This is a genomic window from Streptomyces sp. NPDC029041, assembly GCF_040637515.1.
Lineage (GTDB): Bacteria > Actinomycetota > Actinomycetes > Streptomycetales > Streptomycetaceae > Streptomyces.
On record NZ_JBEZWO010000001.1, the window covers coordinates 1 to 21,398 of the forward strand.

Consider the following 21,398-nt stretch of genomic DNA (forward strand, 5'->3'; position numbering starts at 1 on the left):
CAAACACCCCAACCACCCGGCGCGCCCCCGCCCCCCCCCCTCCGGCCGGGCGCCTCCACTGCTTCCCCCGGCGGGAGCTAACTCTCCGAGGCGAACGCCATCTCGCGGGCGGCCGTCTCCGTGCCGTCCGCGAGGGTGGCCGTCACGCGGTAGTACGTGGTCGTCGCCTTGGGCCGGGCGGTGTCCACGTACGACCAACTGGTGCTGTCACCGCGCGTCTGGACGTCGACCTTGTCGAAGACGTGGGTCGACCGGTTCCAGCGGTAGACGGTGAAGCCGGTCACCTTGCTGCCGTTGACGCCCGTGTCGCTGCCCAGCCACCAGGCGACCCAGCCGTTCACGTCGCCGTAGAGGTGGCCGATCGGGGTGTCGCCCACGGCGGGGCCCGCGTCGGCGTCGGGGCGCAGGTCGAGCTCGGTGACGTCCTGGACGGGGGCCCCGGTCTCGACGGTGAGCTGGTTGCCGTACTGGTCGACGGCGATGACGCTGTAGCGGAACTGCTCACCGTCGGCGGCCATACGGTCGAGGTGGCGGGTCTCCGTGAACTCCTTGGGCTTGTGGGTCCAGGCGTCGATGAGCGGCTTGTAGACCCACTCGCCGTCGACGAGGGTGCCCCGCAGGATGCGGTAGTGGTCGAGACCGGGATCGTCACTGGCGTCCCAGCTCAGCGAGACGCCGTTCTCCTGGGCGGTGGCGGTCGTGCCCGTCACCGGGGACGGCGGCGTGTTGTTTCCGGCGACCGCGACCGGCATCTCGACGGAGGGGGCGCCCCCGTTCCCGGCGTCGTCCACAGCCACGACCGAGTAGTAGTACGTGGCGCCCGGCGGCGGGGCCGCGTCCGTGAAGGACGTGCCCCGGATGCCCTTGGCGACCTCCACGGTCGTGCGCCCGGGCTCCGTGCGCGGCTTGTCATAGCGCAGGACCGTGTACCCGACGAAGTCCTCGCTGGTGGTCTCGGACTTGTCCCACGTCAGCGTGACCCCGCGCTCGTCCTCGACCGCCGTTGCGTTGTGCGCGGTGTCCACGGGGCCCGTCTTGTCCCGCGTGTAGAACTCCGCCGTGCCGGAAGCCGCCGACTCGTTGCCGTGCGTGTCGACCGCCGTGACGACGTAGTAGTACGTGTCCCCGGTCAGCGGCAGCGACTCCTGGTACCAGGAGGAGGTGAGCGGCTTGTCACCGTTCAGCCGGTTCGCCGCGGTGAGCGCGACCGGCCTGCCGGTGGTGGAGCGGTACACGTTGTACCCGGCGAGGTCCGCCTCGGTGTTCCCGCCCCAGGAAAGGCTGACCTTCTCGGAGTAGTCGGGCTTCCAGGCATCCTCGACCCCCTTCGGCGCCGCGGGAGCGCTCTTGTCGACGGTGGTGACGGACTTGTCCGCCGTACCCGCGGACTCGTTGCCCGCCTTGTCGAAGGCGCGGACCTCGTAGGAGTAGACCGCGCCGTTCTTCGGCAGCGTGGTGTCCGTGTACGAGGTGGAGGTCGTCGTGGCCAGCGGCTTGGTGCCGTACGAGGTGCCCTGGAGCCGGCGGTACACGCGGTAGCCCGCGAGGTCCATCTCCTTGTTGGCCGTCCAGCTGAAGCCGGCCTGGTACGAGGAGTCGTACGTGAGGGAGGTGCCGGTGGGCACGAGGGGCTTGACCGTGTCGACGGTGGCGGACGTACGGGGCAGGTAGTCCGCCTTGACGTCCGCGGCGCCCGTCCAGTTGACGAAGTCGAAGCGGAGGGTGTGCGTCCCGGACGGGATGGTGATGTTGACGGTCTTCGTCTGGGTCGTCGAGACGTTCCTCCAGATGTCGACCTTGCGCGTGCCGTCGAGGTAGACACGCAGGCCGTCGCGGGTCGCGACGGGGATCGAGAACGGGCCGCCGGAGCCGAAGTCCCGGGTGACCGTCCAGCGCACGCCGAAGTAGTTGCTGGGCAGCCCGGCGGCGGGGGCGCCGGTGCCCCAGTTCTGATCGATCTTCGCATCGCAGTCGGTCTTCTTCGGCGTACCGGAGAAGGTCGTGTTCGCGTAGAACTGCCGTTTGAAGACGGGTGACTTACAGGTCACGGTCGCCGTGGCGGCACCGGCGACGGACGTGCACGTGAGCAGGGCTCCGGTCGTCGCGAGGACGGTGGTCGCGGCGAGGGCGGACGCACGAGTGGCTCGGTTCATGCCTTCCTTCGGTCTGGGTCGGCGGTGGGAGGACGGTGCCTTCCCACCGCCGACCCAGACCCCCGGGAAGGGCGGGAGGTTGTGCGAGTTTCAGGTATGGCGTCCCTCACATATGACGTGGGGAACCACGGGCCGCCGTACCAGGGCTGGGTGAGGCCGGCGACCCGCTGCCGCACGGGGACCGTCATCCTGTCCGGGGCATGGCGCTCTCGCCGGTGAAGCCGAGTTCCGCCAGGGCACAACGGGTCTTGTCGCTGGCGTAGCCACGGTCCAGGTTGACGTCTGCCTGCTCGGGCAGCGGGCCGACCTGGGTCTTCGCGGCTTCCAGGGTCGGCGCCGGCAGGGGCGAGTCGTGCCGGTTGGCCCCGGCTGAGACCAGACCGAGTGGGACGCCGCGGGCCTCGGAGGCCACCGAGCGCTTCAGGCCCTGCGCCCCGTATGTGAGGCGCCGTCGGTGCGGTCCGAACAGCCGGGCCCGGCGGTGCGCTCGTAGCCGTTCCCGTGCACCAGGGCGGCGATCACGTGCTCGAACACGATCCGGTCGGGAATGCGCGGGTTGTGGCAGCTCAGCGGGTGGGTGTCCACGTGCTCGGGCCCACGCCTGGTGCTCGGCGGCGCCGCCCCCGCTACGCATCCGTAGGCCGACGAGCCACCAGGTCCGTCACCGCGCGAGCGGTCCTCCCAGCACGTCCAGGACGGCCCCGCCGAGTAGCCCGAGTGCGACGGATCCGGTGGCTGTGCCGTAGGCGACGACCGCGGCCGATCTCGACATCGCGCCCGGATCACCCATGGGTCCGCGCGAGAGAAACGCCGGGGCGATCCAGCGCAAGTAGTAGAAGAGGGAGGCCACGGTGTTGACGGCCGCGACGACCGCGAGCCATGCGTAGCCGCCGTCGAAAGCGGCGCTGAAGGCGTCCAGCTTGCCGAGGAAGACGGCGGTCGGGGGCGTGCCCACCAGGCCGAGCAGGCAGACGACGAGCGAGGCCAGCAGGGCCGGGTGCGCCCGTGCCAGGCCGCGGTAGTCGTCGATGGTGTGGGCGTCGGGGAGTGCGCAGACGACGGCGAAGGCGCCGAGGTTCGTCAACGCGTACGCGGACAGGTAGTACAGCAGCGCCTCCTGGTCGAGGCCGGTGCGCCCGGCGACGGCCACCGGAAGCAGAAGGTAGCCGACCTGGCTGATGGTGGAGTACGCGAGCAGCCGCTTGACGTCCTGCTGGAAGAAGGCCGCCAGGTTGCCCAAGGTCATCGAGGCCACCGAGAGCACCGCCACCAGGTCGGCCCACGGCAGGCCGGCGTCCACGAGCGGCACGGCGGCGAGCCGATAGAACGCCGCCAGCGCGCCGATCTTGGGGATCGTGGTGAGGAAGGCGGCGACCGGCGCCGAACTGCCCTGAACCGCGTCCGGTACCCAGAAGTGGCCGGGCACGGCTCCGGCCTTGAACAGGACACCGGCGAGCAGGGCGAGCGTGCCGCTCGCGACCAGTCCCGGCGGTGCCTCGGTGAGTTCGGTGCGCAGCATCGGGTACGACGTGGCGCGCCCGGCGGCGAGGAGAACGGTGATGCCGGCGAGCATCACGACGCCGAGAAGGGCACCCACGACGTAGAACTTCAAGGCCGCCTCGGTGCCGGGGCCGTCCTTGCGGAATCCTGCGAGCGCGTAGGCGGGCACGCTGGCCAGCAGATAACCGGCGGCGAGGAGGAGCAGGTCCTGGGCTCCGGCCATCATCAGGGCTCCTGCGGAGGCGAGCTGGAGCAGGACGTAGAACTCCGTCTCGCGCGGGTCGGCGTACAGGCGCGGCATGGCGAGCACGAGGACCGGCAGCGTGGCGCCGAGGATGACGATCCGGCTGGTGGCGGTGAGCGTGTCCAGGGCGAAGGACTCGCCGAAAGCCGTCTCCACGGGACCGGCTGCGGCGATCCCGGCGGCCACGATCCCCGCGGTGCAGGCCGCTCCCGCCAGGGCACCGGTCAGCCACTGCCGGCGGCGCGGAAGCCAGGCTCCGAGCAGGAGCCCGAGCACGGCGGAGGCGGCGAGCAGGACCTCGGGCAGAAGGTCGAGGGGATTCTCGTTCATCCCGGTCATCTCGTTCATCGCGCCAGCAGCTCCAGCACGGTGCGCGAGGCGGGCTCGATGACGTCGAGGACGAACCGGGGAGCGAGGCCGAGGACCACGCCCAGGATCAGCAGCGGGGCGATCGCGATCCCTTCGTGGAGCCGGATGTCCGGGAACGGCCGGTCGGTGCCGGGCGCGGCAACCGGCAGCCGCAGCGGCCCCAGGAGAATCTGCTGCAGGGCGCGCAGGAACAGGCCCGCGGTGAGCAGGATGCCGAGCACGGCCAGGCCGGTGGCGACCGGCTCCGGGCCCAGGCTCCCGGTGAGGATCTGGAACTCGGCGATGAAGCCGGAGAAGCCCGGCAGTCCGAGCGAGGCGAAGGCGGCGACGCCGGTCAGCGCGGCGAAGACGGGCACCCGCCCGGCCACGCCGGAGTACGCGGACATCTCGTACGTGCGCCCTCGCTCGTACAGCACGCCGGACAGCAGGAACAGCGCGCCGGTCAGCAACCCGTGACTGACCATCTGGAAGACCGAGCCGGTGACGGCCAGACGTCGGGCCTCCTGGTTCGCGCCGACCGCGCCGGCCGCTCCGATCGCCAGGATGATGTAGCCCATGTGGTTGACGGAGGTGTACGCGACCATGCGTTTGAAGTCCGTCTGGGCGAGGGCGACCAGAGCGCCGTAGAGCACGGAGACCACACCGACGACCACGAAGACGAGGGCGTACTCGCGCCAGGCGTCGGGCAGGGCGGGCATGGCGATGCGCAGGAAGCCGTAGGTGCCCATCTTCAGCAGCACTCCGGCGAGGATCGCCGACCCTGCGGCCGGGGCATCGGTGTGGGCGGGTGGCAGCCAGGTGTGGAAGGGCACGGTCGGGGTTTTCACCGCCAGTCCGGCAGCGATGGCGAGGAGGACGAGGGCGCCGTGCGTCGCGCGTCCGGCGAGTGGGTCGGCTGCGGTCAGTTCGACGATGTCGAAGGTGTGCGGGTCGGCTGCCAGGTAGAGGCCGATGAAGCCGAGCAGCAGGGCGAGGGAGCCGATGAAGGTGTAGAGGAAGAACTTCAGGGCGGCGCGGGCTGCGCCCTTGTGACCCCACCCGGCGATGATGAAGTACATCGCCACAATGGACAGGTCGAAGAAGACGAAGAACAGGATCAGGTCCAGGGCGACGAACAGGCCGAGGCACGTCGTCTGGAGGAAGAGGAACAGGGCCGCGAATTCCCGGGGCCGTCGGGTCTCACGCCACGCGTACGCAGTGCAGGCGAGGAACAGCACGCAGGTGACGGCCACCAGAGGAAGGGACAGGCCGTCGACGCCGACGTGATAGCTGATGCCGGCGCTGGGGATCCATCGGGCCCGCGTCTCGTACTGCATGCCGCCGTCGGCCTGGTACCCCGCCCAGACGATCACCGTCAGGAGCAGCTCCGCGGAAGTGGTCACCGCCCAGGCCGTGAGGAACAGCGTGCGGGGCGCGCTGCGCGGCACGCACAGCAGGAGGGCCGCCATGGCGGTCGGGAGCAGGACGATGGCCGTGAGCACGGCGGTCACCTCACGAGGACGAGGACGACGGCGAGGACGGTGAAGGCGGCGACCGCCTGGGCGAGATACTGGTGCAGTTGCCCGGTCTGCGGCCGGCGCGCCAGGCGGCCGAGCGCGCCGGCACCGCCCGCGACGGCCTCCACGACGCCGTCGACGAGACGCTCCGCCTGAGCGTCGGTCCACTGGGCCAGCCGCAGCGATCCGCGGGCGGTGTCATCGACGGCGCGGTCCAGCACCCGGTCGTCGAAGGCCGCCAGTACGTCGGCGAGGCGCAGTACCGGCCGCACGAGGAGCGTGCGCGCGACGGTCTCCAGACGAAGCCATTCCGACGTCGGCGCGGTGATCCGGCTGGAGAGGCCGAGGAGTTGAGGACCACGCATCCAGATCACGGCCGAGACGGCGACCGCGAGCGCGCCGGACAGAGCGAACTCCCATGCATGCGGGTTCGGTTGCTCCTCGCTGCCGAGCACCCGCTCCACCGCGTCCCTTACGGGCGGGAAGGACGTGACCGTCAGGGCGGCGCAGGCGACGGCCAGGGCCACGAGCGGCAGCCGGGTCGCGTACGGCAGCGGCTCCTCATGGTCGTCCGGTACGGGAGCGGGCTGCCAGACGAACCAGAGGGTCTTGGCGCTGTAGACGGCGGAGATCACCGCGCCGGCCAGCCCGACGAGGTACAGCGCCACGTTGTCCTCGAGTGCGCCGGCGAGGAGAACGTCCTTCGCCGCCCACAGCGCCAAGGGCGGGACCCCGGCCAGAGACAGGGCCGCGACGCTGAAGGTGATCCCGGCCGTACGGTGCCGCCGGGCCGCGCCGCGCAGGGCGGGCAGCGCTTTGGTGCCGACGGTGGTCAGCCAGGCGCCCGCGACGAGGAAGGCGAGGCTCTTCGCGGCGGCGTGGGCGATCAGTTGCAGGGTTCCGCCGGTGACCGCACCGGCTCCGGCGGCGAGCACCATGAAGCCGATCTGTGCGCAGGTCGAGGCGGCGAGCAGCTGTTTGAGGTCGGTCTGCGCGACGGCGACCAGGCCGAGCGCCACCGTCGTCGTCGCGCCCGTCCACGCCACCACGGGTCCGCCCCAGCCGGACTGCGCGAGCAGCGGCTCCAGCCGCAGCAGGAGATACGCGCCGGCCACCACCATGGTCGCCGAGTGCAGCAGCGCGGAGACCGGACTCGGTCCCTGCATGGCCCGAGACAGCCAGAAGCTGAACGGCAGTTGGGCCGACTTGCCGAACGCGGCCGCGATGACGCCGGCGGTGATGACCGCCGACCACGCGCCGGTCGCGTCCGGGAGCTCGGCGAGGGCGAGTGAGCCGACCTGCCCGCTCGCCAGCGCCGCCCCGGCGGCGAGATAGAGGCCGAGGTCGGCGGCGCGGGTGGTGAGGAAGGCCGTGTCGGCGGCGCCGGCGCGCTCGGGGTCGCGCCACCAGTAGCCGATCAGGGCCCATGAGGTGGCGCCCATCACCTCCCACGCCATCAGCAGAACCGTCAGTGTGGTGGCGGTGACCGTCGTCAGCATCGCGCCGCTGAACAGCAGCATCAGCCCGAAGAAGCGGGCACGTGCCTCGCCCGGTCCGATGTCCGCGACGCTGAACAGGAGGACGGCCGCGGTCACCGCCGTGACGGTCACGGCCATGAGGCCCGACAGCCCGTCGACCGCGAGTCCGGCGGGAAGCCCTTCGAGCAGCGGCGCCTCGGCCCGAGGGTGCTCGAACGCCACCGCGACGGCGAGGCCGAGGGCGGCGATCGTCGTGCCGACGGCGACGGCGGGGGCGTACCGGTCCGCCGGGCGGCCGACGACCGCGAGCAGCGTCCCCACGGTGAGCGGCAGCGCGACGAGCCCCCACAGCAGCGCGCTCACTCCTTCAACTCCGCCGCCATGTCGGTCATGTCGACCTCGCGGGATCGGAACAGCGCGGTGACGACGGCGAAGCCGATGGCCATCTCCACCGCCATGACCGTGACCGCCAGGACGACCAGCACCTGCCCGTCGGCGGCCGCCGGGGCGATGTAGCGCCAGACGGCCGCCGCGCCGACGATGATGCCGCCCAGCATCAGTTCCAGCCCCATCATCAGCATCACGATCGACTGCTGGGTGAGCGCGCCGAACAGGCCGATGCTGAACAGCGCAGCGGCAAGCAGCAGGAACACCTCAAGGCTCATCGGCCCATCCCTCCGCGTACCGCGTCGTCGGCGGTCCGCGCCTTCAGGTCGTCGCCGAAGCGGTCGTAGCGACCTCGGCGAGTGGCCAGCACGACGGTCGCCACGATCGTGGCGAACAGGGCGAGGCCGAGAGTCACCATGGTGAGCATCTGAGGGCCCATCAACGAAAGGCCCAGGTCCATGGTCGGATCGGCCGACGGTGTGCCGCGCCGGGACGGCCACGGGGAGAGCAGGATCCCCGCGACGAGGACGGCGAAGACGGCCGCGCAGACCGCGGCCGCGCCCTTCTTGTTGTGGACCATGGTCATCGGCATGAGACCGGCCGGGTTCATCATGTACATCACCATGAACACGGCCATGATGGCCATCTCGATGGTCATCATCAGCACGATCACGACGCCGAGGTAGTCGAGCCCGAGCAACAGCACCTCGCCACCTACGCAGAGCAGCGAGGTCAGCAGCGCGTACGTCGCCCGGGCCATGGAGTCGAACCGGAACACCATGACTCCGGCGGCCGGCGCCGGCAGAGCCAGCACCCAGAAGATCACGTCATCGAGCATCGGCGGCGCCCCTCCCCCTCATCGGTTCAGCACGACGACGGCCACGAACAGCGCCTGAAGCAGCGTCAGCGGTACCAGCACCATCCAGGCCACCTCCATGTACCGCTCCATCCGCAGCACGGGCAGTGCCCGACGCCCGGCCACCAGCAGCGCCAGGACGGCGGCGGTCTTGATCAGCGTCCACGCCCAGCCCGGCAGCAACGGGCCGTGTCCGCCGCCGAGGAACAGCGGCACGCTGAAACCGGCGGTCACCACCAGCAGCAGCCACCGCCCGCCCAGGAACACCAGCCGGTCCACCCCCGCCAGTTCGGCGGCCGCACCACCGGCCGCGTCCCGCGACACCGGGTACTCGAACGGACCCCAGAAGGCCATCGCGAGCGCGCTCAGCAGATAGACGACGAACGCGGCCGGCATCCACACCGCGAACCACAGCCCGTCCTGTGCCGCGACCACGTCACCGACCCGCAGGGACTCAGCCCCGAGGGCCGCCGTGGTGATCGCGAACATGTGCGGCAGTTCGTACGCCAGGCCTTGCGCCAGGAAGCGGTACCCACCGATCAGCGACAGCGCCGAGTTCGGTCCCCAGCCCGCCATCCACACCGCCGCCCAGGCCAGCGCCTCCATCGCGTTGAACCACACGATGCCGACGGAGGGATCGCTCACGGCACGGAAACCCCAGGGCAGTACGGCACCTGCGAGCACGGCCGCCACTGGGACCAACACCACGCCCAGCCTTCCGAGCAGACGGTCGGCCACCGTCGTACGGCGAGGCTGCTGGACGAGCAGCCGCAGGGCTTCGCGTAAGGGGGCCAGCGCCCGCAGCCCGGCCTTCCGGACGCTCCCGGCGGGCCCGCGCTCGGCCGACCCGGACAGCACCGCGTCCAACCCCGCCGCGGCCACGGCCGCCACGGCCAAGGCGAGGGGAAGGACGACCGTCGCCCAGAGGGGCGCTGCATCAGGCATGGGCCGCTCCGGGAACGGGCGCGAGCCCGAACTCGTCGAGGTCGGGGTCCAGACTGGCCACGATGATCCGAGCACAGGCGAACTCCGCGCCGGTCAGCAGTTCGGGGAGGATGTCGAGCAGCGCCCGCGACGGCGGCTGCGGTCCGTCCAGCCGGCCACGCGGGCCGGTCCGGTCGTCCGGCGCCAACGGCCGTGTGTCGTCGAGCTCTTCGAGGCCGCGCTCGATCTCGCTCAGCCACATCAGCAGCCGGTCGTACGCGTCCCCGTCCGCAGCGAGGGCGGGTCCGGTCACTCCGGCCGCCCGCGCCCTGTCCGCCGGCAACTCCCCCAGTCCAGCCATCGACCAGCGCAGCACCCGGGACCGCCCGACTCTGCGAACGGTACGGCACAGATCACCGCCGACACCCTCACGCGACACCCCCGACAGCACCTCGTCCCGCAGTCGGCGGCACCGCGCCGCGACGTCGTCCCAGCCGACGACGGCAAGGAGCCGTCCCACGCTGTCCAGATGCGCGGCACAGCGCCGCCGCGCCGCACTTCCCCGGGTGACCTCCTCGCCCTGCGCCGCCCGCAGCCACGGCTCGTCCCAGAAGGGCATCCGATGGCCGGGCGGCACGGTGAGGTGGTCCACCTCGACCACCTGTACGACGTCTCCCTGCAGGGTGAGACGGAGAACGAGCCCCGTCGGCCAGTCGCTCAGGGCGGGACCGATCGGCACGTGCAGCTGGTCGAGCCTCAGCGCATCTCGGTCGTCGCCCCTCCCGGCCATCGGAAGACCTGCCACCTCGCCCATGGCGTGCATGTCGTGACCCATGTGATCCATATGGTCCATGTGCGCCCCGTGGTCGGCGGGTCGGTGGTGCCCATGCTCCTCGTGGCCGGGCCGAGCGCCGGGGTCACTCTGGCCGTGGTCCGTGCGGTGGTGGTCATGACTTCGATCGTCGTGGGCTTCGGGCGGCGAGCTGTCGTGGTGCGTGCCGCGGCCGTGTCCGTCACCGTGGCCCCTTCGATCGCCGTGCTCACGAGCACCGGGCTCGTCCGCACCGTCGGCCTCGCGTCGATTCGCCGTCCTGTCCATCAGGTCTTCGCGAGCCACGTCGAGCGCGGCGGCGATCCGCCCGCGCTCCCCTGCCACGATGCGCCGGGCGGGCTCCGGCATGGAACGTTCGATGCCGTCCAGCCACTCCGCGTCCCCGGGCGCCGGAGGGCCGCAGACGAGCAGCAGATTCGCGGCTGCGGGAGCATTCACGACGGGCCATCCCCGCCGGCGTACCTCCGCCTCGGCCTCCAGCCGGAGCTCCGTCGCTCCGGGCAACGTCACCGCCAGCACCGCCGGGCGGTTCATCGCCGTACGCCGAAGAGCGCCTCTCAGGTCCACCTCAGAGCCCCCTCGCGCCAGGCGTATGCCACAGCCGCGAAGAGGATGCCGAGAAAGAGGAACATCTCCACGACGGCCGGGGTGCCCACCTCCGAGACGACCTTTGACCACGGGTACATGAAGAGCATCTCCATGTCGAAGGCCAGGAAGATCATGGTGACGGGGTACCAGCGCACATGGAAGCGCGACACGGCGTGCTCCCCCGGCTCGAGACCCCCGGCGAAGGGACCGGTTTCGAGGGGAGCCCGGGCCGCCGCCAGCCAGAGGCTCAGCCCGTAAAGGGCAGCCAGACCGGCCCCGACCACGCCGAGAAGAACCAGCATCGGCTGCCATGCGTCCATCGCGCCCGACCTCCGTTCTCGTCCCCTCGCTATGGTGCGCGACCGGCTGGTTCCGGCCGGGGAGGCGGGGCCCGAACCTTCGGGAACACTTCGCCCCAGACGTCCTGTGGTGTCTCCGGGGTAGAGGACGTCCAGGTGGACCTGCCGTCGGGCAAGGTCACCGTGACCAGCGAGCAGCCGCTGGATCGCGCCGTCCTCGCGACCGCGGCCGACGAGGCGGGCCATGAGCTCGTCGGCGGAGAGGCCCAGTCACTCGGCTGCGGCGCGGCCGATGAGTTTCGGGTTCCCGGCCGGTCCAAGCTGGTGACACCCAGGAAAGGACACCGCCATGTCGGAGCTTCTCGTCGACTTCATCACCTCCCTCGACGGCTACGCATCGGGAGAGGGATGGCCCGGCTTCTGGGGCCTGGAGGGCCCGGAGTACCTCGCATGGCTCGGCGAGCAGCCCGAGGCCACCTACCTGATGGGAGCGAACACCTACCGCCTGATGTCGGGCTTCGCCGCCGGCGAAGTCCCGAGTGGCCAGGACGAGTTCAGGCCCGAGGAAGAGGCATCCGTCGACGAGCTCACGCGAGCGTCCAAGGTGGTGTTCTCCTCCTCGCTCGAGGAGCCACTGACGTGGGCCAACTCCACGCTCGTCCGCGACGACGCCGTCGAGGCGGTCCGCTCCATGAAGTCGAGTGGCTCGGGCCTCCTCAGCACGATCGGCAGCCTCAGTCTGTGCCGGTCCCTGCTACGAGCCGGACTCGTCGACCGCTTCCGGGTCGTGATGTTCCCGGTGATCACCGGGGCCACGGGCGAAGAACGCATCTATGACGGCTATCCGGACGTCGCCCTCGAGATGATCGGGCACCGCACCTTCGACGGCCGCATCCAGCTGGTCGAGTACAAGCCCCGCGTGCTCGAACACCCCCCGCTCGGCGCGCCCGCGTGACGTCGCATCGTCCGCCGGTCTGGACGGCCGCCAACGCCGAGGGCCGTCCAGGGCTGATTGCTCTTGTCTGAGCCACAAGGACACGATGGCACCGACAGCCGCCGCCACGGCGCACGCAGTGAACGCGTCGCCGAGGCCCCCACCCCGTTTCAGCGGGATGGTGCCGACGGCCGCGACCGTCATGCCGGCAACGGCCGCCGGACGGTCCGCCCCGTGGAATCGCCAACCACACCGGCCACACCGGCCTGAGCCGGCCGGCTGTTCGGACACCTTCCGGAAAGCAGGCGGAAGACAGCGAGAATGGCCCGAACGTCTTCCCCCTTGCGGCCACCAATGCCGACGTGTTTTTCGCAGGTCAGCGCACCCTCCCCCGCGGTTTCAACGGCACCGCCGGCAGTTCCGGTGCGGGCAGCGGAGCCCCGTCGTACCCCTTCACCTCACCGAAGCGGGAGCCTTCCATCCAGTCCCGCCGCGCCTGCTCGATCTCCCCCTGCGATCGCCCGATCCAGTTCCAGAACATAGTGGATCCTGCGCGCATCAGCGCAGGTCAGTGGCGTTCCGGACCGCCGACGGTTAGCAAACTGCAGCATCGGTGCCGGAGGAGTCAGCAACCGTGAGTTCCACTGCCCTGGTTCGTGGGATGGGGTCGTTTTTCAAGGAGTGTGAGCATCCGCGGTCGCGGTGGTCGAAGTGTCCTGACCCGTACAAGATCCGGTATGATCTACCGCCACCTCATGCCCGGCTCCATCAGCAAAGCAGCCCAAATCCTCAACACGAACCTCGCCTCGTTGCAGTGATCCATCGAGCGCGCCCGACAGCGGTCGTTGAGTGCAAGCGGATCTACTCTGAGTAGCTCCACGGCCCGGTGAAGGCACGCCCGCAGCCAGAAGGGCGCGATCAGCGGGGGCGTCGCCTGCCGGGGCCGGGCGTGCAGGCGGATGTCCGTGGGTCGCGCGTCGTGGCACGTTCCCGCATGGTGGTGGTACGGGGCCGGTCCCTTCGCGGGAGGAGACCACCATGAGCGAACAAAGGCCGCTCGCCCCTCCGGAGGCATGGCGGGCTGTCGCCGGATGTTTCCTCGCCTCCTGGATGTTGCTCGCCCGGCGCCGGGTCCACCTGCCGAGAGATCGGGTGGGAACGCGCATCCGCTTCGCCGACGGCACGTCGGCCCGGGTGTACCGGGAGACCCGCCTCGGCAGCGGCCTGGCGAAGGATCCGTGCACGCTGGTGGTCGTCTTCCGGCTGCGCCTGATCCGCGGTCCCGGACACGCGCTGTTCCGGGCGGAGAGCCTGCTGAACACTCCACTGTTCGTCGGTTTCCCCGGCTTCGCCTCGAAGTTGTGGCTGGCCCACGACGAGGACGGCCGTTACCGCGGCTTGTACGAATGGGACGACCCGCAGCGCGCCGAGCACTACGCCCGTTCTCTGTGGCGGGTACTGGCCCTGGTCAGTGTGCCCGGCTCCATCGGCTACACCGTGCTGCCCCGGCTGCGCCGCGACGACGTCCTCGCGGACCCCGGACTGGTCGAGGGCGCGGCGCGGGACCAGGCCCCGGACTGGTGGCGCGTGGCGGTCGGAACGCGCTGATGACGGTGGACGTCCTGGTCGTCGGGGCGGGGCCGACCGGCCTCACCCTGGCGCTGGAGGCCCATGACCACGGGGCGCGGGTCCGGATCGTCGAGCGGCGGCCCGAGTCCTTCCGACCCTCCCGCGCCCTCATCCTGCATCCGCGCACCCTGGAGGTGCTGCGCCCCCTTGGGGTCACCGACGCCGTGCTGGAACGGGCGGACACCGCCCCCGCGGCCGTTCTCCGTCTCGGCTCCCGTGTCGTCGAAGCCAAGCTGGCCGATTTCGCGCTGCCTGAGACGACGTTTCCGCATCTGTCCCTCGTCCGGCAGACGGACGTCGAGGAAGTGCTGACGCGGGCGCTCGCCGACCGCGGGGTGCGTGTGGAACGTGGCACCGAGCTGGTCACCGTCCGCGACGACGGGCACAACGCGTCGGCCATCCTGCGATCGCCGCGCGGCACGGAGGAGATCAGCTGTCCTTACGTCGTCGGCTGCGACGGCCCGGCCAGTACCGTGCGGGCCCGTGCCGGCATCGGCTGGCACGGCAGGCCGTATGCCGTGGAGGTGATCCTCGCCGACCTCGATCTGGCGGGTGCTGCGGGTCGCCCCCGTCCTTCCGGTGCTCAAGTGTTCGCGGGGCGTGACGGGCTGGTGTTCCTCTTCCCGCTCGGAGAGCAGGCCGCCTGGCGCCTGCTGGCCACGCGGGCGGCCGCCAGCCAAGCCGGGCGGGACTTCGGTCAGCCCGGCGCCGCCGTCCCGCAAGCCGAGCTCCAGCGCCTTCTGAGCGACGCGGGGACGCCGGCGCGGATCGAGCGCCTGGCCTGGTCCGCGAGGGTGCCGCTGCGGTGTGGCCTCGCACGGCGGTTCCGCCAGGGGCGGCTCTTCCTCGCGGGGGACGCGGCCCACAACTACTCGCCTGCCACCGGCCAGGGCATGAACGCCGGCATCCAGGACGCGGTGAACCTCGGCTGGAAACTCGGCTTCGCGGCAGGGCATGCCGAAGGCGACCCCGGTGACGACATGCTGCTGGACTCCTACGACCAGGAGCGCAGGCCGGCTGCCCACCGCCGGATCGTCCTCACGCATATCGCGTTCTGGGCAGAGGCGTCGACCGGGCGGATCCCCTCTTGGCTGCGCGGCGTGGCCGCCCCGTACGCGGCTTCGCTCGTGCCCGCCCTGCTGGACCGGCGCAGGCTGGTCGCCGAGGCCATCCGCGTCATCTCCCAGTTGCGGGTGAACTACCGGCACAGCCCCTTGTCGGTGCAGGGAACACCTCCCCTGCGGGGAGCTCCCCGCCCAGGAGACCGCCTGCCGGACGCGGCCGTCAGCCTCGGAGCGGCTCCACGGAGGCTCCACGAACTGCTGGCCGGCCCGGGCGTGCACCTGCTGTTGCAGCGCAACGCCGCTCCCCCGCCGCCGCAGGTGGTGGCCGGCTCCCAGGTCACCGTCCTCCGGCTGGCGAACAGCCCGGGCCGCGGTCTGGTGGCGGTCCGTCCGGACGGGCATGTCGGCTTCCAGTGCGGGACCGCCGACCCGGCCGGGCTGACCGACTGGCTGACGCTGATCGGTGCGGCGTCTCATCCCGTCCGAGTGTGAACACGAGCCACGGACGCAAGCAGGGCCGCCTCCGGCTCGCGACGCGGTCCGCAGCGCCGCCTTCCATGTCCCCCAGCCTTGATGACCTGCGCTTCAGGCACAGAGAGGCTCCCGGGGAGAGCCCCTGGCACCTCCGCGAAATACCCCCGGGGGTATTTCTGTTATGGTGAAGGACAGATACCCCCCGGGGTACACCGTCGCGAGAGGAGTCGTATCCGTGTTCTTCGTCGACACCCTGGAAGTCGAGGGCCTGGGCAACCGCAGCTACTTGGCCGGCGGGCCGGATGCCGCCGTCGTGGTGGATCCCCCGCGCGACATCGATCAGGTCATCGCGGCAGCCGCCCGCCGCGGGGTGCGCATTACGTACGTGGCCGAGACCCATGTACACAACGACTACGTCACCGGCGGCCTGGAGCTGGCCCGCACGACCGGGGCCCGTTATCTGGTGCCGGCCGGGGCTTCGGTGTCCTTCGACCGCACGCCCGTCGCCGATGGCGACTCGATCGCGGTCGACGAAGGGCTGCTGCTGCGCGCCATGGCCACTCCCGGTCACACTCCGCACCACACGTCCTATGTCCTGGAGGAGGACGGCAGGCCCGTAGCGGCCTTCACCGGTGGATCACTGCTGATCGGCAGCGTCGGGCGGCCGGACCTGGTGGAGCCGCGGCTGACCGAGCGGCTGGCCCGCGCCCAGCACGCCTCCGCACATCGACTTGCCGACACCCTCGACGACGACGTGCGGGTGCTGCCCACGCACGGTTTCGGCAGCTTCTGCTCCTCTTCACAGGCCGAGGGGGACGCGACGACGATCGGCGCGGAGCGCAAGAACAACGACGCCCTGACCATGGACGTCGACACCTTCGTCGCGGAGATGCTCGCCGGCCTGGACGACGTACCCGCCTACTACGCGCACATGGGTCCGGCCAACGCCTCCGGCCCCGCGCCCGTCGACCTCACCCCGCCGCGGTCCGCCGACGCCGAGGAGATCGCCTCCCGGCTGGCGGCCGGCGAGTGGGTGGTGGACCTGCGCAACCGTGTCGCCTTCGCCGAGGGCCACGTGGCCGGCTCGTTCAACTTCGAGGGCGAGGGCAAACTGGCCACCTACCTGGCGTGGCTGATCCCCTGGGGCAAGCCCGTCACCCTGCTGGCCTCCACGCCGGAGCAGATCACTGCGGCGCAGCGGGAACTGGCCCGCGTGGGCATCGACCGTCCGGCCGCCGCCGCCACCGGAGAGGCACACACCTGGGTCCGCGAAGGCGAGCGGCCGGCTTCGTTCCGTCGCGCCCGCTTCGCCGATCTTGCCGAGGCCCGCGAGAGGGGTGAGCAGGTGGTGGTGCTGGATGTGCGCCGCGATTCCGAGCGGGCCGACGGGTTCGTCGACCGCTCGGTGCACATCCCCGTCCACGAGCTGCACGGCCGACTCGGTGAGGTGCCCGCAGGTGTGGTGTGGGTGCACTGCGCCGGCGGGATGCGCGCGGCGATCGCCGCCTCCCTGCTGGACGCCGCCGGCCGTGAGGTGGTCGCCGTCGACGACGCCTTCACCGCCGCCGGCGAAGCCGGGCTGTCGCTCATCGGGCCTGCCGGCAAGGACTGAACCACATCCCACCTTCCGCACGGAGACACGCACCATGTCGCCCTTCTTCCGACGCGGCTCCGGCCGCGTCACCCCCGAACAGGCCCACCGGCTGGTCGCCGACGGGCAAGCCGTCCTCCTCGACGTCCGCGAGACGCAGGAGTGGAACGCCGGGCACGCGCCCGGCGCGCTGCACCTGCCTCTCACCCGCTTGATGGCGGGAGCGCCATTGCCCACCGCCATGCGGGGCAGGCGGGTGGTGGCCATCTGTCGCTCCGGCAACCGCTCCCGCACGGCTGCGGACTTCCTCGCCGCCGTCGGCGTTGAGGCCACCGACGTCACCGGAGGCATGACCGCCTGGGCCCGGCAGGGCCTGCCGGTCACCGGCGTGAACGGCAGTGGCGGTGTCATAGCGTGAGTGAGCTGGTCCTGGCCCTGATCGCCGGAGGGGTGGTGGGGCTGGCGCTCGGCGCGCTCGGTGGGGGCGGCAGCGTCCTGGCGGTGCCCGCGCTGATCTATCTGCTCGGTTTTACACCGGCGGCGGCCACCACGGCCGCACTGCTCATCGTCGTCGCGACCTCGCTGACCGCCCTGTACGGTCACGCCCGCGCCGGGAACGTGCGGTGGCGAACGGGTGCCCTGTTCGCGGCGGCAGGTCTCCTGCCCGCCGCCGTGGCCGGGGCCCTGGCAGGGCGTCTGCCGCAGCCGCTGCTGACCGCCGCGTTCGCCGCCGTCGCCGCTGCCGCGGCCGTCCGCATGCTGCGCCCCGCCCGGGGCCTTCCCGCAGGGCCCCAGGGCACACGGCCGGCCCGGGCCGCCGGAGCCGGCGCGGGGCTGGGGGCGCTGACCGGACTGCTCGGCGTCGGCGGGGGCTTTCTTGCCGTTCCGGCTCTGGTCACGGTGCTGGCGTTCGAGATGCAGGCCGCGATCGGCACGAGCCTGCTGGTCATCTCCGCGAACTCGCTCGCCTCCCTGGCCACCCGGGGCGCCACCACGGCGGGCGTCGACTGGACGGTGATCGCGCCGTTCACCGGGGCCGCGATCCTGGGCGCCTGGGACGGCAAGCGGCTGGCCACCAGGATCTCCGGCCCCCTGCTGCAACGCACGTTCGCCGTCGTACTGCTGGCAGTGGCCGCCTTCATGCTCACCGACGCCCTGACATGACCGGACAGCCTCAGGCCAATGAGAGGAAGAGCTTCTCCAGCCGTGCCCGCATCACCTCGCGGTCTTCGGATGCCGCCATGTCCCCGTCTGCCAGGCACTGCTGGAGGCCGGTGGCGATGATCGCGAAGCCCGCCCTGTCCAGCGCCCGGGACGCGGCCGAGAGCTGCGTGACCACGTCCTCGCAGTCCCGCCCCTCCTCGATCATCTTGATCACACCGGCGATCTGGCCCTGCGCCCGGCGCAACCTGTTGACCACCGTCCTCAGTTCCTCAGCCGCCATCACCAGTTCCACAGCCCACACTCCTTCGCAGATACCCCCGTGGGTATCCTACCGAAGGGGTGACGTACAGAGAGCAAAGGAAATTCCCGTGGCACACACCGCCCTCACCGCCGACCAGGCCGGCGCCCGCCTTCACGAGCTGACCGTCATCGACGTACGCACCCCCGGCGAATACGCGACCGGCCACCTGCCCGACGCCCACAACATCCCCCTCGACCACCTCGACGCGGCCCTGCCCGCGCTCAAGGTGGCCGCCGAGCGCGGCGACCTCCTGGTCGTGTGCGCCTCGGGCGCCCGCTCCGTAGAAGCCTGCCGGCGACTGGCCGAGGCTGGCATCACAGCCGCCACCCTCACCGGAGGCACCAGCACCTGGACCCAGCTCGGCCACGACGTCCACCGCCCCGCCGGCGTCCGCGCACCCTGGCCGATGGAACGGCAGGTCCGCCTGGCCGCCGGGTCCCTCGTCCTGTCGGGCCTCCTCGCCGGACGGCTCCGCCCGGGGGCGCGGTGGATCTCCGCAGGTGTCGCCGGTGGCTTGGTCTTCTCCGCGGTCACCGACACCTGCGGCATGGCCCGCCTGCTCGCCAAGCTCCCGTACAACCGGCCCAAGGCGACCGACCTCGATTCCACTCTCACTGCGCTGAGCGGCGGACGTCCCTCGGTCTGAGCCGCGCCAGCGGGTGAGGCTTCGGACACGACGTTCCCCGGCGGTCGAACGTGCACGGGCGGTGGTGCCCGACGTCGTTGTGAGTCATGCCGTGGTCACTGTCGAGCCATTGACTGCTCTGGGGGCGCGCGTCGTTGGTGGCGCTTCACAGCTGGTCCGCTGGAGCGCCACGATGCCCGCGTTACCGAATGCCTTACACCCGTACGCGAATGTGTAGGACGCCCCCTAGCCGACCCTCGGGTGCGCCTGTTCACGGCGGGGCGCCGTTTGCTGGTCAGGCCACGGTGACGTCGTCGTCGAGGTAGACGTCCTGTACGGCGTGGAGCAGCGCGATGCCCTCTGCAGTGGGACGCTGGAAGGCCTTCCTGCCGGTGATGAGGCCGGTGCCTCCTGCCCGCTTGTTGATCACGGCGGTCCGTACGGCCTGCGCCAGGTCTCCTTTGCCGGCCGACGCACCGCCGCTGTTGATGAGCCCGACGCGTCCCATGTAGCAGTTGGCCACCTGCCAGCGCGTGAGGTCGATCGGATGATCGGTGGTGAGCTTGTCGTACAGACGCTCGTCGGTCCTGCCGAAGCCCAGCGCGAGATAGCCGCCGTTGTTCTCCGGCTGCTTCTGCTTGATGATGTCGGCCTCTATCGTCACACCGAGGTGATTGGCCTGCCCGGTGAGGTCGGCCGACACCGAGTAGTCCACGCCGTCCTTCTTGAACGCCGGGTTGCGCAGGTAGCACCACAGCACGGTGAACATGCCCAGCTGATGGGCGCGCGCGAATGCCTCGCGGGCTTCCTGCAACTGTCGGTCCGACTGCTCAGAGCCGAAGTAGACGGTGGCGCCGACACCGGCCGCGCCCAGGTCGAAACACTGCTCGACATCGCCGAACATGACCTGGTCGTAGTGGTTCGGGTAGGTCAGCAGCTCGTTGTGGTTGAGCTTGACGATGAACGGGATCCGGTGCGCATAGCGCCGTGACACGGCACCGAGCACACCGAGCGTGCTCGCGACCGCGTTGCAGCCGCCCTCGACGGCAAGTTCGACAATGTTCCCGGGGTCGAGATAGCGGGGGTTCGCGGCAAAGGCGGACGCCGCCGAGTGTTCGATGCCCTGGTCGACCGGCAGGATCGACAGGTGTCCTGTTCCCGCCAGACGGCCATGGTCGAAAAGAGACTGCAGGTTGCGCAGGACCCGGGGGGAGCGGTCGGACACGGCCACGGCCCGCTCCACAAAGTCGGGGCCTGGAAGCACCAGGTCTTCCTTGGGGATCCCGTGAGCGGTGTGGGCCAGCAGGTCATCGGCCTCATCGCCCAGCAAGCCTTGGATGTCGGTCATCGGCTCGCCTCTTCGGTCGGTCGGGAAATGCGACGTGGGACAGGTGGCACCCGGGTTCCCCCGACCACCGGGCTCATGTGACACGGATCGCCCTCAGGCCGAGCACCACGACCGCGCCGGGACAGGCTGCCGGAGCCCCTGTGGCTTCCGTTTCCGGCCCGGGCGCCGGAGCGGTCCCGCCGTGGAACAGTGGAGGACAGGAGTCATGGGCCCATGGCGCCCGCGAAGGTTCGGGCCGGACGAAGGAGGCCAGGATGCGTCCCCCTGTGCTGGTGGGCATCGACGGGTCCGAGCGCGCCGCGGCGGCAGCCGACTGGGCAGCGCGGGAGGCCGCGCTGCGCGGCGTTCCGCTGCGACTGCTCCACGCCTCTCCCCAGCTTCCCGGGACCGTCGTGCCTGGCCCGGCACGGGACCGGTTGCAGGAGATGGGCGCCCAGTTGGTCCAGCGGACGGCTGCGGAATTCGCCGACCGGTACCCGGACCTGGAAGTGGAGGGCGAGCATGCCGATGGCTCCCCGGCTGACGTTCTCCGCAGCGCGGCACGTGATGCCGCACTCCTCGTTGTCGGCACCCGCGGAACGGGCGGTTTCGAGGGGCTGGCGGTCGGCTCGGTGGCCCTGCGGACGGCGGCAGTGGCCTCTTGCCCCGTCGTGCTCGTCCCTCACCGTTCCGGCGCCTTCGCCGATGGGGTGTCTGCGGTGCGCGGCACCGGCCAGGTCGTGCTGGGGTTCGACGCGCAGCGGCCGGTCGGTGAGGCGGCCGACTTCGCTTTCTCGGCCGCCGAGGCCAGCGCGGCACCTCTGCGCGTGGTGCAGGCCTGGGCCCTTCCCTTCGAGTCCGTCTCACCCCGCATCCTGGTGGTGACCGAGGAGGATCGAGCCACCTGGGAGGACCAGGAGATTCTGCGGCTCTCTGACGCCCTGCGTCCGTGGCAGCAAAAGTACCCGGGTGTGACGGTCGGCTCCGACGTCATGCTCCTCCACCCAGCTGAAGCACTCCTGAATGCCTCCCGGAGTGCGGGCCTGCTCGTCGTGGGGCGCCGCACCGAGCCGCAGGCGGCCGAAGGCCGACTGGGCCCGGTCACCCACGCCGTACTGCACCACACCCGCTGCCCGGTCGCGGTCGTACCGCACGCCGGATGA

19 protein-coding genes and 2 pseudogenes are annotated in these 21,398 nt (G+C 71.0%); 8 read left to right on the top strand and 13 right to left on the bottom strand.

The features are described from left to right. Window positions 1-77 precede the first annotated feature (77 nt). The 10 genes and pseudogenes from AB0F04_RS00005 to AB0F04_RS00050 form a co-directional block, all read right to left on the bottom strand. Window positions 78-2,153, bottom strand: coding sequence for a PA14 domain-containing protein (locus AB0F04_RS00005; RefSeq protein WP_362035992.1), 2,076 nt, complete (start codon window positions 2,151-2,153; stop codon window positions 78-80). 202 nt (window positions 2,154-2,355) lie between these two features. Further along, window positions 2,356-2,747: pseudogene (locus AB0F04_RS00010) on the bottom strand (IS5/IS1182 family transposase); the annotation flags it as partial. A 67-nt stretch (window positions 2,748-2,814) separates the two neighbouring features. Further along, entirely contained in the window at window positions 2,815-4,236 is a 1,422-nt protein-coding gene (locus AB0F04_RS00015) for an NADH-quinone oxidoreductase subunit N (RefSeq protein ID WP_362037274.1), read from the bottom strand. Window positions 4,237-4,241: 5 nt separating this feature from the next. After that, a complete protein-coding gene (locus tag AB0F04_RS00020; RefSeq protein WP_362035994.1) occupies window positions 4,242-5,747 on the bottom strand; it encodes an NADH-quinone oxidoreductase subunit M in 1,506 nt (501 codons plus the stop codon). 5 nt (window positions 5,748-5,752) lie between these two features. Then, window positions 5,753-7,603: a proton-conducting transporter membrane subunit gene (locus AB0F04_RS00025; RefSeq protein WP_362035996.1), complete on the bottom strand. Its 1,851-nt coding sequence runs from the start codon at window positions 7,601-7,603 to the stop codon at window positions 5,753-5,755. After that, entirely contained in the window at window positions 7,600-7,905 is a 306-nt protein-coding gene (gene nuoK, locus AB0F04_RS00030; protein WP_362035998.1) for an NADH-quinone oxidoreductase subunit NuoK, read from the bottom strand. The genes AB0F04_RS00025 and nuoK overlap by 4 nt, the downstream gene beginning before the upstream one ends. Beyond that, window positions 7,902-8,465, bottom strand: coding sequence for an NADH-quinone oxidoreductase subunit J (locus tag AB0F04_RS00035; RefSeq protein ID WP_362036001.1), 564 nt, complete (start codon window positions 8,463-8,465; stop codon window positions 7,902-7,904). The genes nuoK and AB0F04_RS00035 overlap by 4 nt, the downstream gene beginning before the upstream one ends. An 18-nt stretch (window positions 8,466-8,483) precedes the next feature. Continuing rightward, window positions 8,484-9,428 carry an NADH-quinone oxidoreductase subunit H gene (locus AB0F04_RS00040; RefSeq protein ID WP_362036002.1) on the bottom strand — a complete coding sequence of 315 codons (945 nt, stop codon included), beginning with the start codon at window positions 9,426-9,428 and terminating at the stop codon, window positions 8,484-8,486. Beyond that, a complete protein-coding gene (locus AB0F04_RS00045; RefSeq protein WP_362036003.1) occupies window positions 9,421-10,773 on the bottom strand; it encodes a hypothetical protein in 1,353 nt (450 codons plus the stop codon). The genes AB0F04_RS00040 and AB0F04_RS00045 overlap by 8 nt, the downstream gene beginning before the upstream one ends. A 23-nt stretch (window positions 10,774-10,796) precedes the next feature. Next, window positions 10,797-11,147 (bottom strand): NADH-quinone oxidoreductase subunit A, encoded by a 351-nt coding sequence (locus tag AB0F04_RS00050; RefSeq protein ID WP_362036005.1) that lies wholly within the window; start codon window positions 11,145-11,147, stop codon window positions 10,797-10,799. 328 nt (window positions 11,148-11,475) lie between these two features. Between AB0F04_RS00050 and AB0F04_RS00055 the strand changes: the two genes are divergently transcribed. After that, window positions 11,476-12,081 (top strand): dihydrofolate reductase family protein, encoded by a 606-nt coding sequence (locus AB0F04_RS00055; protein ID WP_362036007.1) that lies wholly within the window; start codon window positions 11,476-11,478, stop codon window positions 12,079-12,081. A 355-nt stretch (window positions 12,082-12,436) separates the two neighbouring features. On the opposite strand, the pseudogene AB0F04_RS00060 reads toward AB0F04_RS00055, so the two are convergent. Then, window positions 12,437-12,601 (bottom strand): annotated as a pseudogene (locus AB0F04_RS00060) (pirin family protein); the annotation flags it as partial. Between the two features lie 497 nt (window positions 12,602-13,098). Here AB0F04_RS00060 and AB0F04_RS00065 point away from each other — a divergent pair. The 5 genes from AB0F04_RS00065 to AB0F04_RS00085 all read left to right on the top strand — a co-directional run bounded on the left by AB0F04_RS00065 (window position 13,099) and on the right by AB0F04_RS00085 (window position 17,982). Continuing rightward, window positions 13,099-13,668, top strand: coding sequence for a hypothetical protein (locus AB0F04_RS00065; RefSeq protein WP_362036009.1), 570 nt, complete (start codon window positions 13,099-13,101; stop codon window positions 13,666-13,668). Next, complete coding sequence (locus AB0F04_RS00070; RefSeq protein WP_362036011.1) at window positions 13,668-15,245, top strand: FAD-dependent monooxygenase; 1,578 nt, start codon at window positions 13,668-13,670, stop codon at window positions 15,243-15,245. The genes AB0F04_RS00065 and AB0F04_RS00070 overlap by 1 nt, the downstream gene beginning before the upstream one ends. A gap of 217 nt (window positions 15,246-15,462) precedes the next feature. After that, a complete protein-coding gene (locus AB0F04_RS00075; protein ID WP_362036013.1) occupies window positions 15,463-16,839 on the top strand; it encodes an MBL fold metallo-hydrolase in 1,377 nt (458 codons plus the stop codon). A 34-nt stretch (window positions 16,840-16,873) separates the two neighbouring features. Beyond that, window positions 16,874-17,236: a rhodanese-like domain-containing protein gene (locus AB0F04_RS00080; RefSeq protein WP_362036015.1), complete on the top strand. Its 363-nt coding sequence runs from the start codon at window positions 16,874-16,876 to the stop codon at window positions 17,234-17,236. Continuing rightward, on the top strand, window positions 17,233-17,982 hold the full coding sequence (locus AB0F04_RS00085; RefSeq protein ID WP_362036016.1) for a sulfite exporter TauE/SafE family protein: 750 nt from the start codon (window positions 17,233-17,235) through the stop codon (window positions 17,980-17,982). The genes AB0F04_RS00080 and AB0F04_RS00085 overlap by 4 nt, the downstream gene beginning before the upstream one ends. 10 nt (window positions 17,983-17,992) lie before the next feature. On the opposite strand, the gene AB0F04_RS00090 is transcribed toward AB0F04_RS00085, so the two are convergent. Further along, on the bottom strand, window positions 17,993-18,274 hold the full coding sequence (locus tag AB0F04_RS00090) for a metal-sensitive transcriptional regulator (RefSeq protein ID WP_031133256.1): 282 nt from the start codon (window positions 18,272-18,274) through the stop codon (window positions 17,993-17,995). A gap of 76 nt (window positions 18,275-18,350) precedes the next feature. On the opposite strand from AB0F04_RS00090, the gene AB0F04_RS00095 reads away from it, so the two are divergent. Continuing rightward, window positions 18,351-18,929 carry a rhodanese-like domain-containing protein gene (locus AB0F04_RS00095; RefSeq protein WP_362036017.1) on the top strand — a complete coding sequence of 193 codons (579 nt, stop codon included), beginning with the start codon at window positions 18,351-18,353 and terminating at the stop codon, window positions 18,927-18,929. Window positions 18,930-19,203: 274 nt separating this feature from the next. Here AB0F04_RS00095 and AB0F04_RS00100 read toward each other — a convergent pair whose 3' ends face one another. After that, window positions 19,204-20,256: a class I fructose-bisphosphate aldolase gene (locus AB0F04_RS00100; protein WP_362036019.1), complete on the bottom strand. Its 1,053-nt coding sequence runs from the start codon at window positions 20,254-20,256 to the stop codon at window positions 19,204-19,206. 254 nt (window positions 20,257-20,510) lie between these two features. Here AB0F04_RS00100 and AB0F04_RS00105 point away from each other — a divergent pair, with 254 nt between their 5' ends. Further along, the gene (locus tag AB0F04_RS00105; protein WP_362036021.1) at window positions 20,511-21,398 is read left to right on the top strand and encodes a universal stress protein; all 888 of its coding nucleotides are present in this window, start codon (window positions 20,511-20,513) and stop codon (window positions 21,396-21,398) included.